The 19,731-nt window shown below is 62.3% G+C and carries 13 protein-coding genes; 8 read left to right on the top strand and 5 right to left on the bottom strand.

Annotated features, from left to right (window positions below; genetic code table 11):
* Positions 1–324: 324 nt before the first annotated feature.
* The gene (locus BN1079_RS05175) at positions 325–3,222 is read right to left on the bottom strand and encodes a ribonucleoside-diphosphate reductase subunit alpha (protein ID WP_037022828.1); all 2,898 of its coding nucleotides are present in this window, start codon (positions 3,220–3,222) and stop codon (positions 325–327) included.
* Between the two features lie 731 nt (positions 3,223–3,953).
* Here BN1079_RS05175 and BN1079_RS05170 point away from each other — a divergent pair.
* Together BN1079_RS05170 and BN1079_RS05165 are read left to right on the top strand one after the other, a co-directional pair.
* On the top strand, positions 3,954–4,673 hold the full coding sequence (locus BN1079_RS05170) for a response regulator (RefSeq protein WP_037022827.1): 720 nt from the start codon (positions 3,954–3,956) through the stop codon (positions 4,671–4,673).
* Positions 4,670–6,283, top strand: a complete 1,614-nt coding sequence (locus BN1079_RS05165; protein WP_037022826.1) for an ATP-binding protein — start codon at positions 4,670–4,672, stop codon at positions 6,281–6,283. The genes BN1079_RS05170 and BN1079_RS05165 overlap by 4 nt, the downstream gene beginning before the upstream one ends.
* Here BN1079_RS05165 and BN1079_RS05160 read toward each other — a convergent pair.
* From BN1079_RS05160 to BN1079_RS05150, 3 genes are all read right to left on the bottom strand, one after another.
* Positions 6,264–6,575, bottom strand: coding sequence for a hypothetical protein (locus BN1079_RS05160; protein ID WP_037022824.1), 312 nt, complete (start codon positions 6,573–6,575; stop codon positions 6,264–6,266). The genes BN1079_RS05165 and BN1079_RS05160 overlap by 20 nt on opposite strands.
* 137 nt (positions 6,576–6,712) lie before the next feature.
* Entirely contained in the window at positions 6,713–7,435 is a 723-nt protein-coding gene (locus BN1079_RS05155; RefSeq protein WP_037022822.1) for a 4'-phosphopantetheinyl transferase family protein, read from the bottom strand.
* Positions 7,432–8,352 carry an HTH-type transcriptional regulator ArgP gene (locus BN1079_RS05150; RefSeq protein ID WP_037022821.1) on the bottom strand — a complete coding sequence of 307 codons (921 nt, stop codon included), beginning with the start codon at positions 8,350–8,352 and terminating at the stop codon, positions 7,432–7,434. Before BN1079_RS05150 ends, BN1079_RS05155 begins: the two co-directional genes overlap by 4 nt.
* Before the next feature lie 122 nt (positions 8,353–8,474).
* On the opposite strand from BN1079_RS05150, the gene BN1079_RS05145 reads away from it, so the two are divergent.
* Complete coding sequence (locus BN1079_RS05145) at positions 8,475–9,101, top strand: trimeric intracellular cation channel family protein (protein WP_037022820.1); 627 nt, start codon at positions 8,475–8,477, stop codon at positions 9,099–9,101.
* Positions 9,102–9,204: 103 nt separating this feature from the next.
* On the top strand, positions 9,205–11,973 hold the full coding sequence (locus BN1079_RS05140; protein WP_037022818.1) for an ATP-binding protein: 2,769 nt from the start codon (positions 9,205–9,207) through the stop codon (positions 11,971–11,973).
* A 42-nt stretch (positions 11,974–12,015) separates the two neighbouring features.
* Here BN1079_RS05140 and BN1079_RS05135 read toward each other — a convergent pair whose 3' ends face one another.
* Positions 12,016–13,812, bottom strand: coding sequence for a gamma-glutamyltransferase family protein (locus BN1079_RS05135; RefSeq protein ID WP_037022816.1), 1,797 nt, complete (start codon positions 13,810–13,812; stop codon positions 12,016–12,018).
* Between the two features lie 177 nt (positions 13,813–13,989).
* On the opposite strand from BN1079_RS05135, the gene cysM reads away from it, so the two are divergent.
* From cysM to mazG, 4 genes are all read left to right on the top strand, one after another.
* Positions 13,990–14,892: a cysteine synthase CysM gene (gene cysM / locus BN1079_RS05130; protein ID WP_037022814.1), complete on the top strand. Its 903-nt coding sequence runs from the start codon at positions 13,990–13,992 to the stop codon at positions 14,890–14,892.
* Positions 14,893–14,923: 31 nt separating this feature from the next.
* Positions 14,924–16,276, top strand: coding sequence for a 23S rRNA (uracil(1939)-C(5))-methyltransferase RlmD (gene rlmD / locus BN1079_RS05125; protein ID WP_037022813.1), 1,353 nt, complete (start codon positions 14,924–14,926; stop codon positions 16,274–16,276).
* 70 nt (positions 16,277–16,346) lie between these two features.
* Positions 16,347–18,590 (top strand): GTP diphosphokinase, encoded by a 2,244-nt coding sequence (gene relA / locus BN1079_RS05120; RefSeq protein ID WP_037022812.1) that lies wholly within the window; start codon positions 16,347–16,349, stop codon positions 18,588–18,590.
* 150 nt (positions 18,591–18,740) lie between these two features.
* The gene (mazG, locus tag BN1079_RS05115; RefSeq protein WP_037022811.1) at positions 18,741–19,571 is read left to right on the top strand and encodes a nucleoside triphosphate pyrophosphohydrolase; all 831 of its coding nucleotides are present in this window, start codon (positions 18,741–18,743) and stop codon (positions 19,569–19,571) included.
* The last annotated feature ends 160 nt before the right edge of the window (positions 19,572–19,731 follow it).

Here is a 19,731-nt window from a genome sequence, read left to right as displayed (position 1 = left end):
GGGGACTGATTTTTGGTGGCCTCGGGCTTGGTTGACGAACCCGGCCCTGCGTTGGCAGGAGGCTGATTCGCGAGCAAGCTCGCTCCTACAGGGTAATTTCGCTTCGTAAGCGAAGGGTGGCGTTCGCTTCGCTCCCCTAAGTTCGGTTTTCTCTCGCGCCTCGGAGCAGTGCTTTCAGCATCCCCTCGGTGCAAGCGGTTTCCAGAGCGAGGCAGCGCTAGGCGCCTGGCGGGTCGGAGCCCCTGAGCGTACGTATGTACGTGATGGGGGCCGGCCTGACGGGCAACAACGCGCGGCCCGCTCTGGGGATCGCGACTTAACTACTTATTGGCAGGCTTCGCAGTCCGGCTCATCGATGGCACAGGCCTTCGGTACCGGGGCTGGGCCGGCGGACATTTCCGGTGCCGGAGCGGCTTTCGCCGGGGCGCCGCTGAAGCCGTCGCCGCTGCCGTTGGACACGGCGTTGAGCTTGCCGGTGTTAACGGTGGACTTCTCGGTGCTGGTCGCGGCCAGGGCACGGAGGTAGTAGGTGGTTTTCAGGCCACGGTACCAGGCCATGCGGTAGGTCACGTCGAGCTTCTTGCCGCTGGCGCCAGCGATATAGAGGTTCAGCGACTGGGCCTGGTCGATCCACTTCTGGCGGCGGCTGGCGGCGTCAACGATCCAGCGGGTTTCCACTTCGAAGGCGGTCGCGTAGAGGTCTTTCAACTCCTGCGGGATCCGCTCGATCTGCTGCACCGAACCGTCGTAGTACTTGAGGTCGTTGATCATTACCGAGTCCCACAGGCCGCGTGCCTTGAGGTCGCGCACCAGGTAGGGGTTGATCACGGTGAATTCGCCGGACAGGTTCGATTTCACGTACAGGTTCTGGTAGGTCGGCTCGATGGACTGCGATACGCCGGTGATGTTGGCGATGGTCGCGGTCGGCGCGATGGCCATGATGTTCGAGTTGCGGATGCCGTTCTTCACGCGCTCGCGCACCGGGGCCCAGTCCAGGGACTCGGTCAGGTCGACGTCGATGTACTTCCGGCCACGGGCCTCGATGAGGATCTGCTGGGAATCCAGCGGCAGGATGCCCTGGTTCCACAGCGAGCCCTGGAAGGTCTCGTAGGCGCCGCGCTCGTCGGCCAGGTCACAGGAAGCCTGGATGGCGTAGTAGCTGACAGCTTCCATCGACTTGTCGGCAAACTCGATGGCCGCTTCGGAGCCGTAGGGGATGTGCTGCAGGTACAGCGCGTCCTGGAAGCCCATGATGCCCAGGCCCACCGGGCGGTGCTTGAGGTTGGAATTGCGTGCCTGGGGCACCGAGTAGTAGTTGATGTCGATGACGTTATCGAGCATGCGTACGGCGGTGCGGATGGTGCGCTCCAGCTTGGCGGTATCGAGCTTGCCGTCAACGATGTGCTTGGGCAGGTTCACCGAGCCCAGGTTGCAGACGGCGATCTCGTCGGCACTGGTGTTCAGGGTGATCTCGGTGCAGAGGTTGGAGCTGTGCACCACGCCCACGTGCTGCTGCGGGCTGCGCAGGTTGCACGGGTCCTTGAAGGTCAGCCACGGGTGGCCGGTTTCGAATAGCATCGAAAGCATCTTGCGCCACAGGTCTTTGGCCTGCAGGGTCTTGAAGTTCCTGATCTTGCCGTACTCGGTCAGGGCCTCGTAGTACTCGTAGCGCTCCTCGAAGGCCTTGCCGGTGAGGTCGTGCAGGTCGGGTACTTCGTTGGGTGAGAACAGGGTCCACTTGCCGTCGTCGAAGACGCGCTTCATGAACAGGTCCGGAATCCAGTTGGCGGTGTTCATGTCGTGGGTACGGCGACGGTCGTCACCGGTGTTCTTGCGCAGCTCGAGGAATTCCTCGATATCCAGGTGCCAGGTTTCCAGGTAGGCGCAGACCGCGCCCTTGCGCTTGCCGCCCTGGTTTACCGCCACGGCGGTGTCGTTGACCACCTTCAGGAAGGGCACAACGCCCTGGGACTTGCCGTTGGTGCCCTTGATGTAGGCGCCCAGGGCACGGACGTTGGTCCAGTCGTTGCCCAGGCCGCCGGCGAACTTGGAGAGCAGGGCGTTATCGCGGATGGAGTCGTAGATGCCGCCCAGATCGTCCGGCACGGTGGTCAGGTAGCAGGAGGACAGCTGCGGACGCAGGGTGCCGGCGTTGAACAGGGTCGGCGTGGAGGCCATGTAGTCGAACGACGACAGCAGGTTGTAGAACTCGATGGCGCGGACTTCGCGCTGCTCTTCCTCAATGGCCAGGCCCATGGCCACGCGCATAAAGAAGATCTGCGGCAGCTCGAAGCGGACGTTGTCCTTGTGGATGAAGTAGCGGTCGTAGAGCGTCTGCAGGCCGAGGTAGGTGAACTGCTGGTCCTGCTCGTGGTTGATCGCAGCGCCCAGCTTGGCCAGGTCGAACTCCTTCAGACGCGGGTCGAGCAGCTCGAACTCCACACCCTTTTCCACATAGACCGGCAGCGCCTTGGCGTAGAGGTCGGCCATTTCGTGGTGGGTGGCGGATTCGGCGACTTCGAGGAAGCCCAGCGCTTCGGCGCGCAGGGTGTCCATCAGCAGGCGGGCGGTTACGTAGCTGTAGTTCGGCTCGCGCTCGACCAGGGTACGGGCGGTCATCACCAGGGCGGTGTTGACGTCCTTTTCGGCCACGCCGTCGTAGAGGTTCTTCAGAGTTTCGCGCTCGATCAGCGCGCCGTCGACTTCAGCCAGGCCTTCGCAGGCTTCACGGAGGATGGTCTGCAGGCGACCCAGATCCAGCGGGCGCTGGCTGCCGTCGGCCTGGACGATGCGAATGCTGGGGTGCGGCTGGGCGATCTGGCCGCCGACGCTGGCGTTCTTGCGCTCCTGGGCGCGGGCTTCGCGGTAGATCACGTAGTCGCGGGCGACCTTCTGCTCGCCGGCACGCATCAGGGCCAGCTCGACCTGGTCCTGGATTTCCTCGATGTGGATGGTGCCGCCCGACGGCATGCGGCGCTTGAAGGTGGCGGTGACCTGCTCGGTCAGACGCGCGACGGTGTCGTGGATGCGCGACGAGGCGGCGGCGTTGTCGCCTTCCACTGCGAGAAAGGCCTTGGTGATGGCAATGGTGATCTTGTCATCTGTGTAAGGCACAACGGTGCCGTTGCGTTTGATCACGCGAAGCTGGCCCGGCGCGGTAGCAGCCAGATCCAGGGTGGTATCGGCTGCCTGCGGATTCTCGCGAATGGACTCGTTCTGCATGGGGTCTCCGGATTCTCTTCTTCTCGGTGGCACGTGAGGTTCTTGGTCGCAATACCCCCGCGCAGGCTCGCCTGCGCGGGTACAACAAAAATGGTTTTTTCTGCCGCCTGGGCGGGAAATAGGTGTCCCGAAGGATAGTCATCGGCTGTGAGGTTCACAACCTCAAAACACTAGATATAGTGTTTGGCAGTTATCGGTTACACCTTTTATGGGATGAAGCAAAGCAAAGCCGAAATCCTCAGAAGCACGGCAGCAGAGCCTTTGCCGGAAGCAGAAGATCTCGCTGTATACAAAACTTGAGGGGGAAAATTATTTTGCTTGCTTTTATCGGTAGTTGTGTTCTATGGCTTGTTGCGCCCCAATATCTGGGGTTTTATGCTCGGGGCGGGCACCTTAATCCCGAGCTTTGCGGGTTGCAAGGCCGTAAAAACTTAACAAGCTGTGGATAACATGTGCGCGCTTTGTGGGTGAAACCTTGCCAAGCGGCGCTATTCGCCGGCCAGAGCGAATCAGACGAAACACACCTTGATAAGGCATCCTAGGCGCCAGTCGGTGATTTCGGCTGAACACTATATATAGTGGTTTGTCAAAGTCGCCTGCGAGACGCTAAGGCATCTAAGAAGAAGAGCAGTGATTGGCAGCAAGTCCGTCTAGCGTGAAGGTTGCGATGCTGCCCTCCGGTATCGGCGTAACGCTACAATGCCGCCGTCGCAACAAGGGGAGGGAGAGATGTGGATCAAGAGACATGGAGCATTCTGATTGTCGAAGACGATCAGCGGCTGGCCGAGCTGACCCGGGAGTATCTTGAAGGCAACGGCCTGCAAGTATCGATCGAAGCCGATGGCGCCAAGGCGGCCGAGCGCATCATCAGCGAGCGACCTGATTTGGTGGTGCTTGATCTGATGCTGCCAGGCGAAGACGGCCTGAGCATTTGCCGCCAGGTGCGTGATCGTTACGATGGCCCGATCCTGATGCTCACCGCTCGAGCCGATGACCTCGACCAGGTGCTGGGTCTGGAGACCGGCGCTGACGACTATGTGTGCAAGCCGGTCCGCCCAAGGCTGCTGCTGGCACGCATCCGTGCCTTACTGCGCCGGCGTGAATATCTCGAGGCGCCGAGCAGCAACAGCAAGCGCCTGCAGTATGGTCCGCTGGTAGTTGATAGCGCTCTGCGTGAAGCCTGGTTGCGCGGCGAGCTGATCGAGCTGACCGGGGCTGAATTCGATCTGCTCTGGCTGCTGGCTTCCAATCCGGGTCGCACCCTGTCGCGCGAGGAAATCTTTGCCGAGCTGCGCGGCATCGAATACGACGGTCAGGATCGCTCCATCGATGTGCGCATTTCGCGTATCCGCCCCCGTATCGGTGACGATCCCGAGCATCCCCGGCTGATCAAAACGGTACGCGGCAAGGGTTATCTTTTCGTTTCCGAAGCGGCGCAAGCGCTGCAGTGAATTCCATATTCCTGCGCATCTACGGCGGCATGCTCGCCGTGTTGGTGCTGGTTGCGCTGCTGGGCGCCGGCGGCCTGCAAATGCTCAATGAAGTGCGCGCGGATCATCATCGCGAAGCGCTGGCCAGCGGCACCTTTCGCCTGATGGCGCACAACATGAGCAGCATGACGCCCATCGAGCGGCGCCAGGCGGCCAACCTCTGGGGCCGCTTGCTGGGTGTGCCCCTGCGGGTGCGTACCCTGGATGACGTCAGCCTGGAAAGCCGCCTGGAAACACGCCTGTTGCGTGGGCAGGTGCTGGTAGAAAAGCTGCGACCAAACAGCACAACGGTATTTGCCCTGGTCAGCGGGCGCGACCGGCTGGTGCTGACCGCCGAGGTTGAGCAGCTCAGCGAGCAGCTGGCGCGCGCAACCATCTATCTGTTGATCGATGAGCTGATTCGCTTTCCCGAAGACGAGCAGCCGCAGCGGCTGGCCGAGCTCAAGCAGAACCACGGCTTTGGCTATGCGCTCGAGCTGCTGACCCGGGACAGTGCCAGCCTGGACGATGATCAGCGCCGACGCCTCGATGAAGGCGATACGGTGATGGCGCTGGATCATGGCGGAGAGGCGGTGCGTGTATTTGCTGCAGTCTCCGGCACTGCCTGGATCATGGCGTTGGGGCCGTTGTACCAGTTCAATCCTTATCCCCCACACCTGTTGCTGTTTATTGGCGCACTCGGGCTGACGCTGATCGGGCTGACGGTCTATTTATTGGTGCGACAGCTGGAGCGGCGCCTGCGTGAGGTGGAAAGCGCCGCGACGCGTATCGCCAAAGGCGATCTCGCTACACGTGTGCCGGATGCCGGCAGTGATTCTGTGGGGCAGCTGGCCAGGGCCTTCAACGGCATGGCCGTGCATCTGCAGCGCTTGCTGGCAGTGCAGCGCGAGATGGTCAGCGCCGTAGCGCACGAGTTGCGCACCCCGGTGGCACGCTTGCGTTTCGGCCTGGAAATGACCGCCGAAGCGCAGAACGACCAGGTTCGGCAAAAGTATCTGCAGGGCATGGACACCGATATCGACGACCTCGATCGCCTGGTGGATGAAATGCTGGTCTATACCCGGCTTGAACGCGGTTCGCCGCAGCTGAACTTCCAGCTTGTCGATCTGCAGGCGCTGGTGGATCAGGTGATTGTCGAGCTGGCGCCACTGCGCGCGGATATCCGCATCGAGCGTGGCGACTGTGAAATGTATGAGGCAGGTGCGCAGGTTGAGGCTGAGCCGCACTATTTGCGTCGTGCCCTGATCAACCTGGTCAGCAACGCCATGCGCCATGCCGAAACCCAGGTGCGGGTGAGCTTTGTGCTGGACGCCGAGCGCGCGCGGCTGAGCGTCGACGATGACGGCCCAGGGGTGCCGGAGGCGGACTGGGAGAAGGTATTCACACCCTTTCTGCGCCTGGACGACAGCCGCACACGGGCATCCGGCGGGCATGGGTTGGGGCTATCCATCGTCAGACGGATCGCCTATTGGCACGGTGGCCGCGCGCAGATCAGCCGCAGCGACATGGGCGGTGCCTGCTTCAGCATGGCCTGGCCGCGTAGGCAGCCGGTCAGCAGCAGCGCACCGTAGGAGGGGGCCAGCCCACGAACACGGCTTGCACGCTGGTGTGGTTGCATTTCACGGGCATGGCCCGTTCCCACAGGATGGTGCCAGCCAGGACGGACAGCTTCTCGCCTTGGTAGGAGTGGGCCATGCCCACGAACACGGCTTGCACGTTGGTGTGGTTGCATTTCTCGGGCATGGCCCGTTCCCACAGGATAGTGCCAGCCAGGGCGGACAGCTTCTCGCCTTGGCTTGGTAGGAGTGGGCCCATGCCCACGAACAGGGCTTGCACGCTGGAGTGGTTGCATTTCACGGGCATGGCCCGTTCCCACAGGGTGGTGCCAGCCAGGGCGGACAGCTTCTGCCTTGGTAGGAGTGGGCCATGCCCACGAACACGGCTTGCACGCTGGAGTGGTTGCACTTCACGGGCATGGCCCGTTCCACAGGGGAGGCGATCTATCGGGCGATGCTGACCAGGCTCAGCAGATAACCGTCGAATTGTACGAACTGCCCCTCCAGCTCGGCGCCGCTTTTCCACTCTTGCGACAGATCATTCAGCAGCCGCAGGCGTGCCTGACCGTTGTCGTCATGGTGGATCAACTCGGCTTCCTGAAAATAGAAGCGCTTGTTCACCAGCGGGTAGAGCGCCTTGAACAGGCTTTCCTTGATCGAAAAGGTCAGGGTGACCAGCGTTGCCCGTTGACTGTCATCCAGATCGCCATAGTTCTCCAGCTCCCGTGGTGTAAGGATTTCACCAGCCAGGCGGTCAGCCCTGGTGCTTACCAATATCCGTTCCACGTCCAGCCCCAGCCCTCGCCATTGCTCGGCGCGCGCCGCAACCGCCGCCGCCCAGCCGGCGCCGTGGGTGATGGAACCGACCACGCCATTGGGCCAACAAGGCGCACGGTCCTCGCCGACGGCTGGAATGCTCGCCACGCCAGTGGCTCGGCGCAGAGCTTCATGGGCGCAGAGGCGACCCGCGAGAAATTCGGTCTGGCGCTTGCTCACGGCTTCCGGTGCGGGAATGCCCCAGCGCTGAAAGTCCTCGATATCGAGCAGGCTGGGGTCAAACCGGGTGCTAAGCATCTGCACGCCGGGCAGGGCGCGTGGCAGTGGCCAGTGATCAAGCAGCGGCGAGCAGCAAACGGGATGCGGCGGTAGGGCAACAGTGATGCTCATGTTTGTACAGGCTCGGCGCTATCGTCAGGGCGGGCAAGAATCCTTGGTGCCGCTTCCAGGATTCGCTGCGAAAGGTTTTCCATCCGCGGCGATTGCACTTTCCAGGTGTGCCAGTAGAGCGAGATATCCAGCGGCGAATCCTCGGCCAGATCGACCAAAGTGCCTTGGCTCAGAACCTCATGCAGCAGCAGTTCGGGCACCATGCCGTAGCCCAGGCCATAGCGGATGGCATTGACGCGCGGCTCGGTACCGGGGACGTAATGGCAGGGGTAGGCGCCTTCCGGCAGGCCCAATTGGCGCAGCAGGAAGGATGAGGTGAGACGGTCCTTGCGGGTGTAGGCAATTATCGGTGCCTTGCGTGCGGCATTGCGGTTCAGACCGTTGGGAAAATGCCGCTGGCGAAAATCGCGGGAGGCCACCAGTCGATAGCGCATGCTGCCCAGCGGGCTGGCGGTGCAACCACGCATGGGTTTGGGTTCGGTGCTGATACAGCCGATGGCCAGGCCGGTTTCCAGCAGGCTGTAGGTGTGGTCCTGATCCTCGACGTTCAGATCCAGCAGCACTCGCTCACGCAGCAACACTTCGGCCAGTGCTGGGAAGAACCAGGTGCCGAGGCTGTCGGCATTCAGCGCCGCTACGACTACCAGCGGCGCATCGCTGCGCTCGGCCAGGTCGGCGAGCAGATCGGCTTCGAGCAGGGCGGCGCGTTTGAGATATTGCAGCAGGCGCTGACCGATTTCGGTTGGCCGGCAGGGGCGGCTGCGTACGATCAGGGCGTTGCCCAGGGTGCTTTCCAGAGCGCGTACACGCTGCGAAATCGCCGGAGGCGTCAGGTGCAGGAGCTGGGCGGCCTGCTCGAAACTGCCGGTCCTGACGACAGCGCGGAAGGCCTCGGTCTGCCTGGGGTCGAGATTCACGCGGCGGTGCTCCGGTTAAGGAAAAATTTGCATAGCCTAAATTTGCTTAGCCACAACAATTGAGGCGCAGTGTGCCTCATAATCGCGCCGCCTTTCACCCCCTTGCCTGTTCTGGAGCCGCCGTGACCCTGTTGCATACCATCTATCTGATCGCGATTACGGCGGAAGCCATGTCCGGAGCCATCATGGGCATGCGGCGCGGCATGGATCTGTTCGGCATCTGCATGCTGGGAACCGTGACTGCGCTGGGTGGTGGAACGGCGCGTGACATTCTGCTCGGCCATTATCCTGTGGGCTGGATCGCCAACCCCGAATATCTCAGTTTCACCATCGGTGCGGCCATTGTTACGGCGATGATTGCGCGGCACATGCATCATCTTCGTCAGATCTTCCTGCTGGTCGACGGCCTGGGCCTGGTGGCCTTTACCGTCATCGGCTGCGGTGTGGGGCTGGAGATGGAAGCCCATCCGTCCATCGTGGTGCTGGCCGGGGTGATCACAGGCATCTTCGGTGGCCTGCTGCGGGACATCCTCTGCAACCAGGTGCCGCTGGTTATGCAGCGCGAACTCTATGCCACGGTGGCGCTGTTCACCGGCGTCTTTTATGTGGGCATGCTCTGGCTGGAGGTCAACAGCTCCCTGGCCACTCTGTTGGCGCTGGGCAGCGGCTTCCTGTTCCGGGTGCTGGCGATGACTTTTGGCTGGAAACTGCCGGACTTCCAGGGCAAGGAGATTCGCGGTCTGGATTGACCCCCTTCGCCGCAATTGACGCTCTGCTCACGGATGAGAGGGCAGATTCCCCGTCATTGAGCCGCTACACTGCCGTCTGGCAATCATGGGAATGGAAGGATTCATGCTCAAGGACTTGGGAATCAAAAGTCGTGTAGTGCTGCTGACATTGCTGCCGGGGACCGCGCTGGCCCTTGTGCTCGGCGCCTACTTCTCCTGGATGCAGCTGACCGAGATGCGTCACCAGCTCAATGAGCGGGGGAAGCTGATTGCCACGCAGCTGGCTCCCCTGGCCGCGCCAGCCATGGCGCAGGGATATGGCCAACGATTGCAGCGCATTCTCAATCAGGTGCTCGACCAGCCAGACGTGCGAGCGGTGACGGTGCTGGATATCGAGCGCAACCTGCTGGCCCACGCCGGGCCCAACATGATTACGCCACCGCCGCCGGCTGATCCGGAAGCGCTGACCCAAGTCAGTAACCTCGATACCAGCCGCATCCTATTGCCGATCCTCGGCAGGCACCTGCACCTGGCCAGTATCGGCCCGAACAGCAACCAGCAGCAGATCGGCTGGTTGGAACTGGAGCTGTCCCACGAGGGCACACTGCTGCGTGGCTACCGCAGCATGTTTACCAGCCTGATGCTGATCGGCGCCGGTTTGCTGATCACCGCGATGCTGGCGTTGCGCATGAGTGGCGCCATCAGCAAGCCGCTGCACCAGATCAAGGCTGCGGTGGCGCAGTTGCGTGATGGTCACCTCGAAACCCGACTGCCGGCACTTGGCAGTCATGAGATGGACGAACTGGCGGCGGGGATCAACCGCATGGCCGAGTCCCTGCTCAGCGCCCGGGAAGAGCTGCAGCAGAGCATCGACCAGGCCACCGAAGATGTGCGGCAGAACCTGGAAACCATCGAGATCCAGAACATCGAGCTGGATCTGGCGCGTAAGGAAGCATTGGAAGCGAGCCGGATCAAATCCGAATTCCTGGCCAACATGAGCCATGAAATCCGTACGCCACTCAATGGCATTCTCGGCTTTACCCACCTGCTGCAGAAAAGCGACCTGACCCCGCGCCAGCAGGATTACCTGTCGACCATCGAGCGTTCTGCCGACAGTCTGCTGGGCATCATCAACGAGATTCTCGACTTCTCCAAAATCGAGGCTGGCAAGCTGATTCTGGAGAGCGTGCCGTTCAATCTGCGCGATCTGATCGAGGAAACCCTGACCATCCTCGGCCCGGCAGCGCATGCCAAGCAGCTGGAACTGGTCAGCCTGGTCTATCGCGACACACCGTTGTCGCTGGTGGGCGACCCGCAGCGCCTCAAGCAGATACTGACCAACCTGGTGAGCAATGCCATCAAGTTCACCAATGAAGGCACCATCGTCGTTCGCGCCATGGTCGAGGACGAGCGCAGCGATCGCGCGCAACTGCGCATCAGTGTGCAAGACACCGGTATCGGCCTGACCGAGCACGACTTGCGGGCGCTGTTCCAGGCCTTCAGCCAGGCGGACAACTCGCTGTCGCGCCAGCCGGGCGGCACCGGCCTGGGCCTGGTGATTTCCAAGCGCCTTGTGGAACAAATGGGCGGTGAAATCGGCGTCGACAGCATTCCGGATGAAGGCTCCGAGTTCTGGCTTAGCCTGAGCCTGCCCAGGGCTGCAGATGATGTGGAGGATCTACCCCGTCCGGCGCTGATCGGGCGCCGAGTGGCGATGCTTGAGCTGCATCCGCTGACGCGCGAGGCATTGCGTCATCAGCTGGAAAGCTGCGGCTTGCAGGTTTTGCCCTTCGACAGCCTGGACCAGTTGCAGGAAGCGGTCTCCGCGCAGCGGAGCATCGAGCCTATCGAAGCGGCGGTACTGGGCGTGACCGAGCGCGAAATCGCTCCGGAACAACTGCGTCCGCGTTTGTGGGAGCTAGAGGGGCTTGGCTGCAAATCCATTGTGCTCTGTCCGACCAGCGAGCAGACGCAGTTTCACGAGGCACTGCCCGAATCCCACACCTATTCCCAGCTACAGGGCAAGCCGGCCTGTACACGCAAGCTACAGCGGGTCCTGCTCGATCTGCTGCACCCGCAGCAGGCGCTGGTCGAGCCAGTCGTGGTGTCCGCTACTCGCGCGCCGCGTGTGCTTTGTGTCGATGACAACCCGGCCAACCTGCTGCTGCTGGAAACCCTGCTGATTCACATGGGTGGCGAGGCCGTGGCAGTGAGTAGCGGCCAGGAGGCGCTTGAGGCGGTCAAGCGCACGGACTTCGACATGGTGTTCATGGACATGCAAATGCCAGGCATGGACGGCCGGCAGACCACCGAGGCCATCCGCCAATGGGAGTTCGACTGTGATCGGCCGCCGTTGCCAATCGTTGCGCTCACTGCCCATGCGCTGTCCAGCGAAAAGCGCTCGCTGCTGCAAAGCGGTCTGGACGACTACCTGACCAAGCCGATCAGTGAACGGCAGCTGGCGCAGGTGGTTTTGAAGTGGACCGGCCTGCCGTTGCCGCGCAGCACCGCTGTGTTTGCGCCTGTGGAACCGATGCCGCCGGAGAACAACCTCAAGGTGTTTGATCCTGAAGAGGGCCTGCGGCTGGCAGCGGGCAAGGCCGACCTGGCAGCAGAAATGATCGGCATGTTGCTGGGTTCCCTGGAAGAGGATCGCCAGGGCATTCGTGAGGCGCGGCTAGCCAATGATCGGCAAACGTTGATTGAGCGTGTGCACCGGTTGCACGGCGCAACACGCTATTGCGGGGTGCCGCAGCTGCGCGCGGCCTGTGAACGCGGTGAAATTCTGCTGAAGAAAAATCACCCAAACGCTATCCAGGCGCTGGACGAGCTGGATCTGGCCATCGACCGCCTGCTGAGCGAGGCGTCGGTTGATGTGGGTGGCGGCATCTAACGGCTGACTGCTAGCACCCATGCTCTTGCATGAGTGCGGCCCTTACTCTCCCATCACTACGCCTTCACGGCGCGGGTCGGCGCCGCCGAACCAGCCGCTCTCGGTGCGCTGAATCGCCTGCAGGCCGCTGGTCAGCGCCGACTCCCTTACCTCGTGACCGCGGGCTTCGAGCGCTTTGCGGGTGCCCGCCGGGAAGCGTCCGGCTTCCAGCACTGTTGGCCCGTTGAAGCTGCCGAAGTTCGGCAGGTCGATGGCCCGTTGCGCATCCAGTTCCCAGTCGTAAAGGCCGAGCAGGGTCTTGGCGGTGAAGTGAATGATCGCCGAGCCGCCGGGTGAGCCGATGCTGGCCAGCAGGCGGTTATCCTCGGCATCGAAAACCAGTGTCGGGTTCATGCTCGAACGTGGGCGCTTGTTCGCCTCGACGCGATTTGCCACCGGGCGCCCTTCGGCATCTTTGGGGGTAAAGGAGAAATCGGTGAGCTCGTTGTTCAACAGGTAGCCGCCGGGCAGACCGGTGCCTCCATCGTTGAGCATTCGCGAGCCGAATGCCTGTTCGATGCTGGAGGTCATCGCCAGTGCATTGCCTTCAGCATCGACGATGCTGATATGGCTGGTGCCGTACTCGGGCTGTGCGGGTTGCGCCGCGAAGGCGACGGACATGGAACCAGGATTGCCCGCTTCGGCCGTGCCCATGCTGCGTTCGCCGATCATCGCGGCACGCTGTTTCAGGTAAGCCGGGGCGAGCAGGCTGTTCCAGGTGCCGCCGGGCGCCGGTACGAAATCCGGGTCGGCCAGGTACTGCGCACGATCGGCATAGGCCAGGCGCGCCGCCTCGGTGTAGCGATGCAGGAAATCAGCGGAAGGGACGCCCTGTTCCAGCGCCGGTACGGGTGGCAAGTTCTCCAGCATTCCCAGGATCTGCATCTGGGTAATATGCCCCGAGGAAGGCGGTGGGAAGCCGCAGACGCGGTAGCGTTGCTGCCAGAGGGTGCACATGGCTTCGAGTTGGCGGGGTTGGTAGCCATCAAGGTCGGCGAGAGTCAGGTAGCCGGGATTGCTTGAGTGCCCTCTGACCTGCTTGATCATGGTTTCGGCGTTACGCCCTCCATAAAAGGCCTTGCTGCCGTGCTCAGCCACTTCGCGCAGTAGCGCGCCGAGGGCCGGATTGCGCAGGCGGTGGCCGACCGGTAGGGGAGAACCGTCCTCCTGGTAATAGAAGGCGGCTGCCTGCTGATTGTCCCGCAGGGCCGGGTCACGCGCGAGCAGGGCATGCAGGCGTGGGCTGACCTCGAAGCCATCTTCGGCAAGGGCAATGGCGCTCTGGAACAAGTCTTTCCAGGGCAGTTTGCCGTATTCCTGATGGGCCTGTTCGAGCATTTTCAGCACGCCGGGCACACCCACTGAGCGGCCACCGACCACGGCCTGAAGGAAGTCCATCGGTGCGCCATCGGCGTTGAGGAACAGATTTTCATCCACGCCGGCCGGCGCCGTTTCACGGCCATCAAACGCGGCGACTCGCTCGCCATCCCAGTGCAGCAGGTAGGCGCCACCGCCAATCCCGCTTGATTGCGGCTCGACCAGGGTCAGCACCATCTGCACGGCGATGGCAGCATCCAGTGCACTGCCGCCGGCCTTGAGAATCTGATAGCCGGCTTCAGTGGCCAGCGGGTTGGCGGCCGCTACAGCAAAACGCTCAACGGCCCAGCCGGGCTTGGTGGTCAGGCCGCTGGCAGCTTCGGGGGCAATCTGCGCATATTCAGCCTGGTGCTCTGGCGCGTGGCAGGCGCTTAGGCCCATCAGCAGCAGGCTTGAAAGAAGGGCAATGCGTGCGTTGAACATGGAATTCACTCGTTGACCATAAGCTTTGCCGACAGCTTACAGAAAAGCCTGCTTAACGAACGTTCCGGACCAAATAGACGATAGGCCGAAGCGCGTACCAGCAGATTGCGCTCTGCACGTGGTCGAGCGTTGCCGGTATCATGTGCGCCTTTTCACGCCGTGCGGTTCTACCACACCATGACTATTCAGTACCCGACCATTGCCGATTGCGTCGGCAACACTCCGCTGGTTCGCCTGCAACGTCTGCCGGGTGAAACCAGCAACACGCTGCTGGTCAAGCTCGAAGGCAACAACCCCGCCGGCTCGGTCAAGGACCGTCCGGCGCTGTCGATGATTGCCCGCGCCGAGGCCCGTGGCGACATCAAGCCTGGCGATACGCTGATCGAAGCGACTTCGGGCAATACCGGCATCGCCCTGGCCATGGCCGCGGCGATCAAGGGCTACAAGTTCATCCTGATCATGCCGGATAACTCCAGCGCCGAGCGCAAGGCGGCAATGACCGCCTATGGTGCCGAGCTGATTCTGGTGAGCAAGGAAGAGGGCATGGAAGGTGCCCGTGACCTGGCGCTGAAGATGCAGGCCGAAGGCCGTGGCAGGGTACTCGACCAGTTCGCCAATGGTGACAACCCCGAGGCCCACTACAGCAGCACCGGCCCGGAAATCTGGCAGCAGACCGGCGGCGGCATCACCCATTTCGTCAGCTCCATGGGTACCACCGGCACCATCATGGGCGTGTCGCGCTACCTCAAGGAGCAGAACCCCCAGGTGCAGATCGTTGGCTTGCAACCCATGGAAGGCTCGGCCATCCCGGGTATTCGCCGCTGGCCGCAGGAATACCTGCCGAAGATCTATCAGGCCGAGCGGGTGGACCGGGTGGTGGATATGTCCCAGGCCGAGGCCGAGCATGTGATGCGCCGCCTGGCTCGCGAAGAAGGCATCTTCTGCGGCGTGTCCTCGGGCGGGGCGGTGGCTGCGGCGTTGCGTCTGTCGCAGGAAGTCGAAAATGCGGTGATCGTTGCCATCATTTGCGACCGGGGCGATCGTTATCTGTCCACCGGCGTTTACGACGAACCCAAATGAGCGATCCGATTTTGATCGGTTGGAGCCACTGATGGCCCGAAACGGTGGTGGCCTGCGCTTTCAGCCCAGCGGGGGCGAGAAGAAAGCACAGATTCCGGTGGGCAAGAAACAGCGCTTGCGTATCGAGCGTTTGGCCAACGACGGGCGTGGCATTGCCTTTATTGAAGGGCGGACCTGGTTCGTCGAGGGCGCCTTGCCTGGCGAAGAGATCGAGGCGCGCGTGCTGGTGGCGCGCAGCAAGGTGGTCGAGGCGCGCAGCGAGCGGGTCCTGATTGCCAGCGAGCAGCGCCGTATCGAGCCCTGTGCTCATGCTCGCACCTGTGGCGGCTGCAATCTGCAGCACCTGCCGGCTGAAGATCAGCTGGCACTCAAGGAGCGCAGCTTGGCCGATCAGCTCTCGCGGCAAGGGCTGCAGCCGAAGAGCTGGGCACCGGCGCTGACTGGCCCGGAGTTTGGTTATCGTCGGCGCGCTCGGCTGGCGGTGCGCTGGAATGTTGCTGCACGCCGGCTGGACGTAGGCTTTCGGGCCGCAGCCAGCCAGGACATCGTTTCGATCCAGGAATGCCTGGTGCTGGTACAGCCTTTGCAAACGCTGCTGCCGGGCTTGTTGAAGACTCTGCACGAACTGGAAAAACCTCAGGTGCTGGGCCATGTGGAGTTGTTCAGCGGCTTTGCCGAGGCCGTGCTGATTCGGCATACGGCAGCGCTGGCCGATGCGGACCGGGAGCGACTGGCGATCTTCGCGCGGGAGCAGGGCGTTCAGCTTTGGTTGCAGGGCGATGGGCAACCTCAGCCGTTGGAGCCGGATACGGCGCTGGGCTACCGGCTGCCTACGTGGGACCTGGAGCTGGAGTGGCGGCCGGGTGACTTCGTTCAGGTCAACGCTCCGGTCAACGAGGCGATGATCGCCCAGGCCCTGGCTTGGCTGGCGCCACAGGGCGGCGAGCGCGTGCTGGATCTATTCTGCGGACTGGGAAATTTTGCTCTGCCGCTGGCCCGCCTTGGCGCCGACGTTGTTGCGGTCGAAGGTGTTGCGGAAATGGTCGAGCGAGCCCGCACCAATGCGGTGCGTAATGGCCTTGGGACAGCGCACTTTTATCAGGCCGATCTGTCGAAGCCGCTGGTACAGGCCGAATGGGCCAGGGGCGGTTTTGCCGCGGTACTGCTGGACCCACCGCGTGATGGTGCATACGAGCTGGTCGGGCAAATGTCGACTTTAGGCGCACGGCGCGTGGCCTATGTTTCGTGCAACCCTGCAACGTTGGCACGAGATGCGGCCGAGCTGGTTCGTCAGGGTTATCAGCTGGAAAAGGTCGGCGTGCTGGACATGTTTCCGCAGACGGCACACGTAGAGGCCATGGCGTTTTTTACCAAGCCTGGGTAGTAACGATTCCGCTTTAAAGCTGGCGTGTTCGATGCAGTAGATGCAGTAATTGCATAGAGGGAAGATAACAATGGTTCAGGTCAGAGCGCTTCAGCCGATCAATACCGACGGCAGCATCAATCTCGAAAGCTGGCTCGATCATGTGCAGGGCATGCTCCCGGCGCTCGACCGTGACGCACTCAAGAAAGCCTGCGACTACGCCCGTGAGGCCGAACAGCAGGCCAACGCGGCACAGAACCTGTGGAGCGAAGGCACGTCCAGCTACCAGACCGGGCTTGAAATCGCCCTGATTCTTGCCGACCTCAAGCTTGATCAGGAAAGTCTGGTGGCCGGCGTCATCTATCGCGGCGTGCGCGAGGGCAAGATCCAGCTGGCCGATGTGCATCGTCAATTCGGCCCGGTGGTCGCCAAGCTTATAGCCGGGGTGCTGCGCATGGCGGCGATCAGCACCAGTCTGAACCCTCGCGAGTCGCTGGTGCTCGGCCCCAAGACCCAGGTGGAAAACCTGCGCAAGATGCTGGTGGCCATGGTCGATGACGTGCGCGTCGCGCTGATCAAGCTGGCCGAGCGCACTTGCGCCATCCGGGCGGTGAAGAACGCCGATGACGATAAGCGCCACCGCGTCGCCCGCGAGGTATTCGATATCTACGCGCCGCTGGCCCATCGGCTGGGCATCGGCCATATCAAGTGGGAGCTGGAGGACCTGTCCTTCCGCTACCTCGAGCCTGAGCAGTACAAGCAGATCGCGCAGTTGCTGCATGAGCGGCGCGTGGATCGCGAGCAGTACATCGACAACGTGGTGCAACAGCTGCAGGACGAGCTGACCGCAGCCGGAATCGAACCCGAGATCGACGGGCGTGCCAAACATATCTATTCCATCTGGCGAAAGATGCAGAAGAAAGGCCTGCAGTTCAGCCAGATCTACGACGTCCGTGCGGTGCGCGTCCTGGTGCCCCAAGTGCGTGATTGCTATACCGCGCTGGGCATCGTGCATACGCTATGGCGGCACATCCCCAAAGAGTTCGACGATTACATCGCCAACCCCAAGGAAAACGGCTACCGCTCGCTGCACACCGCCGTGATCGGCCCTGAGGGCAAGGTGCTGGAAGTGCAGATTCGCACCAAGGCCATGCACGAGGAAGCCGAGCTGGGCGTCTGCGCGCACTGGCGCTACAAGGGCACCGACGTCAACTCCGGCTCCGATCATTACGAAGAAAAGATCGCCTGGCTACGCCAGGTGCTTGAATGGCACGAGGAACTGGGCGACATCGGCGGGCTGGCCGATCAGCTGCGCGTTGATATCGAGCCGGACCGGGTCTACGTCTTTACCCCCGACGGCCATGCCATCGATTTGCCCAAGGGCGCCACGCCGCTGGATTTTGCCTATCGCGTGCATACCGAGATCGGCCACAACTGCCGGGGCGCCAAGGTCAACGGGCGCATCGTGCCGCTCAACTACACGCTGCAGACCGGCGAGCAGGTAGAAATCATCACCAGCAAGCAGGGCTCGCCGAGCCGTGACTGGCTGAACCCCAACCTGGGCTATATCACCAGCTCGCGCTCGCGGGCGAAGATCGTCCACTGGTTCAAGCTGCAGGCCCGCGATCAGAACGTCGCCGCCGGCAAGGCGATGCTCGAGCGCGAGCTGGCACGTCTGGACCTGCCTCCGGTGGATTTCGACAAGCTGGCGGAAAAGGCCAACCTGAAAGTCGCCGAAGACATGTTCGCCGCCCTGGGTGCCGGCGACCTGCGTCTGGCCTATCTGGTCAATCTGGCGCAGCAACTGGTGGAGCCGGAACGCGGCTACGATCAGCTGGAACTGATTCCCCGGCGCTCAACGCCCTACAAGCCGGGCAAGCGCGGCGACGTGCAGATTCAGGGTGTCGGCAACCTGCTGACGCAGATGGCCGGTTGCTGCCAGCCGCTGCCGGGTGACCCTATCGTGGGCTACATCACCGTTGGCCGTGGTGTCAGTATCCACCGCCAGGATTGCGCATCGGTACTGCAGCTTGAGGGCCGCGAGCCGGAGCGGATTATTCAGGTCAGCTGGGGTCCGATTCCGGAGAAAACCTATCCGGTGGATATCGTCATCCGCGCCTACGACCGCGCCGGGCTGCTGCGTGACATCTCCCAGGTGCTGCTCAACGAGCGGATCAACGTCCTCTCGACCAACACCCGATCCAACAAGGAAGACAGCACCGCGCAGATGTTGCTGACCATCGAAATTCCTGGGCTGAACGCGCTCGGGCGGCTTCTAAGCCGGATCTCGCAGTTGCCGAATATTATCGAGGCCAAGCGCCAGCGCGCCTCCTGACCTGCTGCGCTCGGCCATACTGCCTTTCGCCTTGTCTGGCCATCGCTCGCGACGGTCAGGCATTTGCACAGAACGCCTGATTTATAGGGTGGATGTCGCTTTTTACATCCACCGGAACGCCGTTACGATTGCCCCGGTCCGAGGAATCCCATGTACCAACTCAACGACCTCCTGCACCTGATGGCGCGGCTGCGTGACCCGCAGCATGGTTGCCCCTGGGACCTGCAGCAGGATTACGCCAGCATCGTCCCGCATACCATCGAAGAGGCCTACGAGGTGGCGGATGCCATCGAGAACGGTGATTTCGAGCATCTGCCGGGAGAGCTGGGCGATCTGCTGTTTCAGGTGGTGTACTACAGCCAGCTGGCGCGGGAGGAGGGGCGCTTCGAATTTGCCCAGGTGGTGGATAGCATTACCCGCAAGCTGGTGCGTCGGCATCCCCATGTCTTTCCCGACGGCGACCTGTATGGCTCGACCGATATTCCGCGCCTCGACGAAGCGGCGGTCAAGCGTCGCTGGGAAGAGATCAAGGCCGAGGAGCGTGCCGAGAAGGCCGCCGCGCCGGAACAGTTGTCGCTGCTCGATGACGTGCCTTCGGCACTGCCGGCGCTGAGTCGCGCGGTGAAGCTGCAGAAGCGCACCGCCCAGGTTGGTTTCGACTGGCCGGAGGCCTTGCCTGTGGTCGACAAGGTGCGCGAGGAGCTGGATGAAGTGCTGGTGGCCATGAGTGAGAACGATGAGCAGGCCATCGCCGAGGAAATTGGGGACCTGCTGTTCGTCACGGTCAATTTGGCCAGGCATCTGAAAGTCGACCCGGAAAACGCCCTGCGCGCAGCCAACCGCAAGTTCGAACGACGCTTCCGTTACATCGAGCAGGCCCTGCGCGACGCCGGGCGGCCTATCGAAGCCTGCGACCTCGAAGAGCTTGATGCGCTTTGGGATGCGGCCAAGAAAGCCGAACAGTCGCCTTCCTGCAGCTAGCGCGCTGAACCCCGGAGGGTGGATGTTGCCTTGCACATCCACGACAATTCCCGAAAGACGAGCGAGCAGGGTGGATGTCGCTTTTTACATCCACCACCATCCGCTCGGTGAAGCACCACCCGGTGGATCGATAAAGCGTGATCCACCCTACGCCCATTTG

The organism is Pseudomonas saudiphocaensis, assembly GCF_000756775.1.
Taxonomy (GTDB): Bacteria; Pseudomonadota; Gammaproteobacteria; order Pseudomonadales; family Pseudomonadaceae; genus Stutzerimonas; species Stutzerimonas saudiphocaensis.
This window is presented reverse-complemented; position numbering and strand designations above follow the sequence as displayed.